The organism is Bradyrhizobium sp. (assembly GCF_019244115.1).
Classification (GTDB): Bacteria; Pseudomonadota; Alphaproteobacteria; order Rhizobiales; family Xanthobacteraceae; genus Bradyrhizobium.
The window spans coordinates 1-6,635 of sequence record NZ_JAFATE010000660.1 but is presented as its reverse complement, the minus strand read 5'-3'; the positions used below and the strand labels follow the sequence as shown (position 1 = coordinate 6,635).

Annotated in this window: 6 protein-coding genes; all 6 read left to right on the top strand. The window is 65.4% G+C overall.

Translation table 11 applies throughout. The features are described from left to right. Window positions 1–1,600, top strand: a 1,600-nt coding sequence (gene hyfB / locus JOZ76_RS28695) for a hydrogenase 4 subunit B (RefSeq protein ID WP_291704441.1), incomplete at its 5' end; no start/stop codon positions are given. Continuing rightward, complete coding sequence (locus tag JOZ76_RS28690) at window positions 1,597–2,553, top strand: respiratory chain complex I subunit 1 family protein (RefSeq protein WP_291704439.1); 957 nt, start codon at window positions 1,597–1,599, stop codon at window positions 2,551–2,553. The genes hyfB and JOZ76_RS28690, both read left to right, overlap by 4 nt. A 2-nt stretch (window positions 2,554–2,555) precedes the next feature. Then, window positions 2,556–3,218: a hydrogenase-4 component E gene (locus JOZ76_RS28685; RefSeq protein ID WP_291704437.1), complete on the top strand. Its 663-nt coding sequence runs from the start codon at window positions 2,556–2,558 to the stop codon at window positions 3,216–3,218. After that, on the top strand, window positions 3,215–4,654 hold the full coding sequence (locus tag JOZ76_RS28680) for a hydrogenase 4 subunit F (protein ID WP_291704436.1): 1,440 nt from the start codon (window positions 3,215–3,217) through the stop codon (window positions 4,652–4,654). Before JOZ76_RS28685 ends, JOZ76_RS28680 begins: the two co-directional genes overlap by 4 nt. 6 nt (window positions 4,655–4,660) lie before the next feature. Beyond that, window positions 4,661–6,172, top strand: a complete 1,512-nt coding sequence (locus JOZ76_RS28675; protein WP_291704434.1) for a hydrogenase large subunit — start codon at window positions 4,661–4,663, stop codon at window positions 6,170–6,172. Window positions 6,173–6,183: 11 nt separating this feature from the next. Then, window positions 6,184–6,635, top strand: a 452-nt coding sequence (locus JOZ76_RS28670; protein ID WP_291704432.1) for an NADH-quinone oxidoreductase subunit B family protein, incomplete at its 3' end; no start/stop codon positions are given.

Genomic DNA, 6,635 nt, shown 5'->3' with positions numbered 1-6,635 from the left:
CGTTGCCTGGGAGTTCATGTCGTTGACCTCCTGGGCGCTGGTGGTCTCGAACCACAAGGACCCGGAAAACCTGCGCGCAGGCTATGTCTATCTCCTGATGGCGAGCTTTGGCACGCTGGTGCTGCTGCTCGCCTTCGGCGTGCTGGCGGGAGGCACCGGCGCTTACGACTTTGCCGCGATCCGCGCCGCCCACGAAACAAGTGCGGTCGCCGGCGCCGTCCTCCTGCTCGCGCTGCTCGGGGCCGGCTCCAAGGCCGGCCTGGTGCCGCTGCATGCCTGGCTGCCGCTCGCGCATCCGGCCGCACCCAGCCACGTCTCCGGTCTGATGAGCGGCGTGATGACGAAGGTGGCGACCTACGGCTTCGTGCGGATCGTCTTCGATCTGCTCGGCGCGCCCGAATGGTGGTGGAGCATGGTGCTGCTCGCGATCGGCGGCCCGACCGCGACGCTGGGCGTGCTTTACGCGCTGATGCAGCGCGACATCAAGCGCGTGCTGGCCTACTCGACGATCGAGAATATCGGCATCATCTTCACCGGCCTTGGCCTTGCGCTCGCCTTCAAGGCGCAGGGCAGCGATTTCATCGCCGCGCTCGCCTTCACCGCGGCGCTGCTCCACGTGCTCAATCATGCCTTCTTCAAGAGCCTGTTGTTTTTCGGCGCCGGCTGTGTGCTCACCGCGACCGGCGAGCGCGACATGGAGAAACTCGGTGGCCTGATCCACCGCATGCCGCAAACCGCGTTCGTGATGCTGATCGCCTGCATCGCGATTTCGGCGCTGCCGCCGTTCAACGGTTTCGTCTCGGAATGGCTGACGTTCCAGGCGATCCTGCTCAGTCCGCATCTGCCGTCCTGGGGGCTGAAACTGATCATTCCCGCGGTCGGCGGCCTTCTGGCGCTCGCCGCTGCGCTCGCCGCAGCCTGTTTCGTCAAGGTCTTCGGCATCAGTTTCCTCGGCCGTGCGCGAACGAGCGCAGCGGCTGAAGCCGAGGAGGTCGACGGCTTCTCGCTCGCCGCGATGATGCTGCTGGCCGCGCTCTGCCTCGTGGCCGGCGTCCTGCCCGGCCTGTTCATTGATGCGCTGGCACCGGTCGCCAACACCATGGTCGGCAACAGCATGCCGCATCAATCCGATCTGCAATGGTTCACCATCGTGCCGATCGCCCAGAGCCGCAGCTCCTATGACGGCCTTTTGGTGTTCGCCTTCATGCTGCTGTCGGGTTCGATCGCCTCTGTCGCGATCCATCGCCTCGCCTCGGACCGGCTGCGCCGGGCACCGGCCTGGGATTGCGGCTATCCAGATGGCAATCCCGCCATTCAATACACCGCCTCCAGCTTCTCGCAGCCGATTCGCCGCGTGTTCGGCCCACTCGTGTTCGGCGCGCGCGAGATCGGCGAGATGCCGCCGCCGGGATCGGCCACGACGGCGCGGCTCACCGTCGTGATGCACGACCTGATCTGGGAGGGGCTTTATGCGCCGATCGCAAAGCTCATCGGCTTCGCCACGCTGCGCATCAACGTATTGCAGTTTCTGACCATCCGCCGCTATCTCACCTTGGTGTTCGTGGCGCTGGTGCTCCTGCTCGTGGTGCTGTCGCTATGATGCTGATCCGCGATCTCGTCGTTCAGGGCGTCCAGATGTTTCTGGTGCTGGCGCTGGCGCCCCTGTTGACCGGCGTGATCCGCAAGCTGAAAGCCCATTTGCTGCGGCGCCACGGACCGCCGCTGCTGCAGCCCTATCGCGATCTCCTCCGTCTGCTGCGCAAGGACGTCGTGCTCGCCGAGAACGCGTCCTGGCTGTTCCGCGTCATCCCCTACGTCATCTTCGCGGTGACTTGGGTCGCGGCCGCCCTGGTCCCGACCTTCGGCAACGGTCTGTTGTTCTCCTGGTCGGCCGACCTGATCGCGATCATCGCGCTGCTCGGCAGCGCCCGTTTCGCGCTGGCGCTCGCGGGCATGGATGTCGGCACGGCCTTCGGCGGCATCGGCTCCAGCCGCGAGGTGATGATCGCCTCGCTGGCCGAGCCCGCGATCCTGATCACGGTGTTTTCCGTAGCGATGATCGCGGGCTCGACCCAGCTCTCCACGGTGGCCGAGTTCATGGGATCGAGCGCGGTCGGCCTGCGCGTCTCGCTCGGCCTTGCGCTGTTTGCGCTGGTCATTGTGGCTCTCGCCGAGAATGCCCGGATCCCGGTCGATAATCCCGCCACCCATCTCGAACTCACCATGGTGCATGAAGCGATGGTGCTGGAATATTCCGGCCGGCATCTGGCGCTGATCGATCTTTCGGCCGAGCTGAAGCTGCTGCTCTACATCTCGCTGATCGCCTGCATGTTCATGCCCTGGGGCGTGGCCAAGCAAGGCGCCGACCTTGCCGCGCTTGCGATCGGGACCGTCGCCTATGTGCTGAAACTCGCGCTCTGCGCCAGCCTGCTCGCCGTTTTCGAAACCTCGATTGCAAAGATGCGCGTGTTCCGCATTCCGGAGTTCCTGGGCGCGGCGCTGATGCTGGCGCTGCTCGCGACGCTGCTGCGGTTCGTATCAGGGAGCCTGTAACCATGCACGGGCTGGAGTTCGACATCGCTCATATGCTCGCCGGCTCGCTGGTGCTCGCAAGCTTCATGATGCTGTACCAGGACCGGCTCTATGCGCTCCTTAATATCTATGCGCTGCACGCGACCGTGCTCGCATTGTCGGTGGCGTGGCAGGCCTTCGTCCAGCACGCGCCGCATCTCTACGTCACCGCCGCCATCGCTCTGATCTTCAAGGCTATCATCATTCCGGTCTCGCTGCACCGGATCATGGTCCGGCTCGGCATTCACCGCGAGATCGAGACCGCGGTCGGCGTCGGGCTCACCATGATCGCCGGTATTGGGCTGGTTGCGCTGTCCATGGTGGTGATGCTGCGCGTCACGCCGGGAGCGGACGCGCTGGCGCGCGAGGACCTCGCGTTCGCCCTGTCGGTCGTTCTGCTCGGCCTGTTGATCATGGTGACGCGGCGCAACGCGGTGAGCCAGGTGGTCGGCTTCATGTCGCTGGAAAACGGTCTGGTGCTTGCCGCGGCCGGCGCCAAGGGCATGCCGCTGGTGGTCGAGATCAGCGTTGCCTTCTCGGTGCTGATCGCGTTCATCGTGATCGGTATCTTCCTGTTCCGCATCCGCGAGCGCTTTGACAGCGTCGACATCCGGGCGCTCGACCGCTTTCGTGGAGAACGGCGATGACGCTCGACGCGGTCACCGCCATTCTCATGATTCCGGCGATCTCGGCCGCCGGGCTCGCGCTGCTGCCCGGCTACCGGCTCACGGCGCGCCTCAACGTGGTGGCGGCGCTGCTGACCTTCCTCACCGCCTTGTCGCTGTTCGTGGTCGAGCCGGTCTCCGGCCAGTATTTCTTGGTCGACGATCTCAACAAGGTGTTCATCGTGCTGACCACCTTCGTCGGCTTCACCACCAGCGTGTTCAGCGCGAGCTATATCGAGCACGAGATCGAGATCGGCCGGCTGACGCCGGCCTTCCTGCGCTTCTATCATGCGATGTACCAGGCGCTGATGTTCGCCATGAATCTGGCTCTGGTCGCCAACAATATCGGCCTGATGTGGGTCGCAGTCGAGGTCGCAACCCTGACCACGGTGCTGATGGTCGGCATCTATCGCACCCATGAGGCGCTGGAGGCGGCCTGGAAATATTTCATCCTGGGCAGCGTCGGCATTGCGCTGGCGCTGTTCGGCACCATCCTCGTCTACATGGCGGCGCGCCCCGTGATCGGAGAGGGGACGGACGCCATGGTGTGGACCGTGCTGGTGTCGCGTGCGGCGGCGTTCGATCCGGCGCTGCTCAACGTCGCCTTCGTGTTCCTGCTGCTCGGCTACGGCACAAAAGTCGGGCTCGCGCCGCTGCATGCCTGGCTGCCGGATGCCCATGCCGAAGGTCCGACGCCGATCTCGGCGGTGCTGTCCGGCCTGCTGCTCAACGTTGCGCTCTATGCGCTGCTCCGCTTCAAGATGCTGCTCGCGGTCAATCCAGGATCGATCGCGCCGGGGCCGCTGATGGTTACCATGGGCCTGATCTCGGTGATCTTCGCCAGCCTGATGCTGTACCGACGGCGCGACATCAAGCGCATGTTCGCCTATTCCTCCATCGAGCACATGGGCATCATCGTGTTCGCGTTCGGCATGGGCGGGCCGCTCGCCAATTTCGCCGGCCTTCTGCACATGACCATGCATTCCCTGACCAAATCCGCGATCTTCTTCGCGGTCGGCCACATCGCGCAGGTCAAGGGTACGCAGAAGATTGCCGAGATCGGCGGCCTGACCGTGACCAATCCGGTGCTCGGCTGGGGTCTCATGCTCGGCGTCGTCGCGATCGTCGGCCTGCCGCCGCTTGGCATCTTCATGAGCGAATTTCTGGTGGTGAGCTCCACCTTTGTCCGCGCGCCAGGGCTCACGAGCATTTTGGTCCTTGGCCTACTCATTGCACTCGGCGGCCTGTTTCTCCGCGTCGGCGGCGTCGTATTCGGCGAGGTGCGCGGGCCGACCGCGCCGGCGGAAGCGTCCTACCTGCCGATGTTCACCCATTTGGCGCTGGTCCTGCTCGCCGGCATCTATCTGCCGCCAGTGCTGGTCGCGGGTTTCCAGAACGTCGCTCGGCTGTTGGGGTGAGACACCATGGGCCTGCTCGACAGCATTTCGCATCGCGACCTCGTTCCGAACCACCGTCCCTGGCCGCGCGCGACTGTCAGCGAGGAGGGATGGCAGGTAGCGGTCCGCGAACTCGTGGCAGGACGCGCGACGCTGCTCGGCTTCTGGGGCGAGCCTGCGGCGGTCCATATGGCGCTGCTTGCGGAGGCAAATGAGATTGCCGTCGTCAGCTTCACCTGTGCCGACGGCTCCTTTCCGAGCGTCGCGCGCGCGCATCCGCCGGCGCTGCGCCTCGAACGGACGATCCATGATCTGTTCGGTCTCGAGGCGAAAGGCGCCGGCGATAACAGGCCGTGGCTCGATCATGGCGCCTGGGGCGGACGGTTTCCGCTAGGCAAGAACAAGCGCGACAGTGCCGGCAAGGCCGAGCCCTATCGCTTCCTCTCCGCCGAGGGCGAGGCGCTGCATCAGGTTGCCGTCGGTCCCGTGCATGCCGGCATCATCGAGCCCGGGCATTTCCGCTTCACCGCCAATGGCGAGCATGTGGTCCGGCTGGAGCAGCGGCTGGGCTATGTCCACAAGGGCATCGAGGCCATGCTCTTGGGCGCTTCGCTCGATCAGGCCGCGCCCCTGGCTTGTCGCACCTCGGGCGACTCGACGGTCGCCTATGGATATGCCTTTGCGCGCGCCGTGGAAGCGGCGTGGCAATTCGAGGCGCCGCCGCGTGCGCAATACTTGCGCGCTGTCACGGCGGAGATCGAGCGGCTGGCCAACCATTTTGGCGACATCGGCGCGATCTGCAACGACGCGTCCTTTGCGCTGATGCATGCGCAGACCGGCATTTTGCGCGAGCGCTGTTTGCGTGCCGCAGACAGCGCGTTCGGTCATCGCCTGATGATGGACCTCATCGTGCCCGGCGGCGTCGCGCGTGACATTGCGCCCGGCGGGGCGGACCAGATACGGCAGCTCGTCGCCGAAATCCAAAAAGTCTTTCCGCGGCTGGTCGAGCTGTACGACAACACGGCGTCGCTGCAGGACCGCACCGTGACGACGGGTATCGTCAAGGGCGAGTATGCGCGCCAATTCGGCGCCGGCGGATATGTCGGTCGGGCGGCGGGCCGCGCCTTCGATGCGCGGCGCGCGGTCGGCTACGCGCCCTATGACCAGTTGTCGTTCGAGGTGCCCGTGCTCGACGCCGGCGACGTCAACGCGCGCGTCTGGATCCGCATCCGCGAGGTCGAGCAGAGCCTCAGGCTGATCGATCAGCTCCTGGCGCGATTGCCGCAGGGCGAGACCAGAATCCCCATCACACCGCAAGGCGAGCCTTTCGAGGGCGTGGCGCTGGTCGAGGCGTTCCGAGGCGACGTGCTGATCTGGCTGCGGCTCGACGCCGACGGACGGATTGCGCGCTGTCACCTCCGCGATGCCTCCTGGTTCCAGTGGCCGCTATTGGAGACTGCGATCGAGCAGAACATCGTGGCCGACTTCCCGCTCTGTAACAAGTCGTTCAACTGCTCCTATTCCGGCGTCGATCTGTAAGGAAGCACGCGATGCGCAGGACCATGATCGAGAGCCTGACCCGCGGTCCCCTGACCGAGCCGCCGCCGGCGGTCGATCAGGCGGCGCTCGCTGAACTCGCGTGCCGCGTGCGCGAGACGGCACAAGCGCGGCTCGGCCGCTCGCTCTCAATCCGCCAGGTCGACGCGGGCTCGTGCAATGCCTGCGAGCTCGAAATCCATGCGCTTTCAAATGCGTTCTACGATCTCGAGCGGTTCGGCCTGCGTTTTGTCGCCTCGCCGCGCCACGCTGACGTGCTCATGGTCACCGGCCCCGTGACGAAGAACATGCGGCAGGCGCTGGAGCGCACCTATAACGCCACGCCCGATCCGAAATGGGTTGTCGCGGTCGGCGGCTGCGCCGCTGACGGTGGCCTCTTCCGCGGCAGCTATGCCTGTGTTGGCGGCGTTAAGGACGTCGTCGCGGTCGATCTCCACATTCCGGG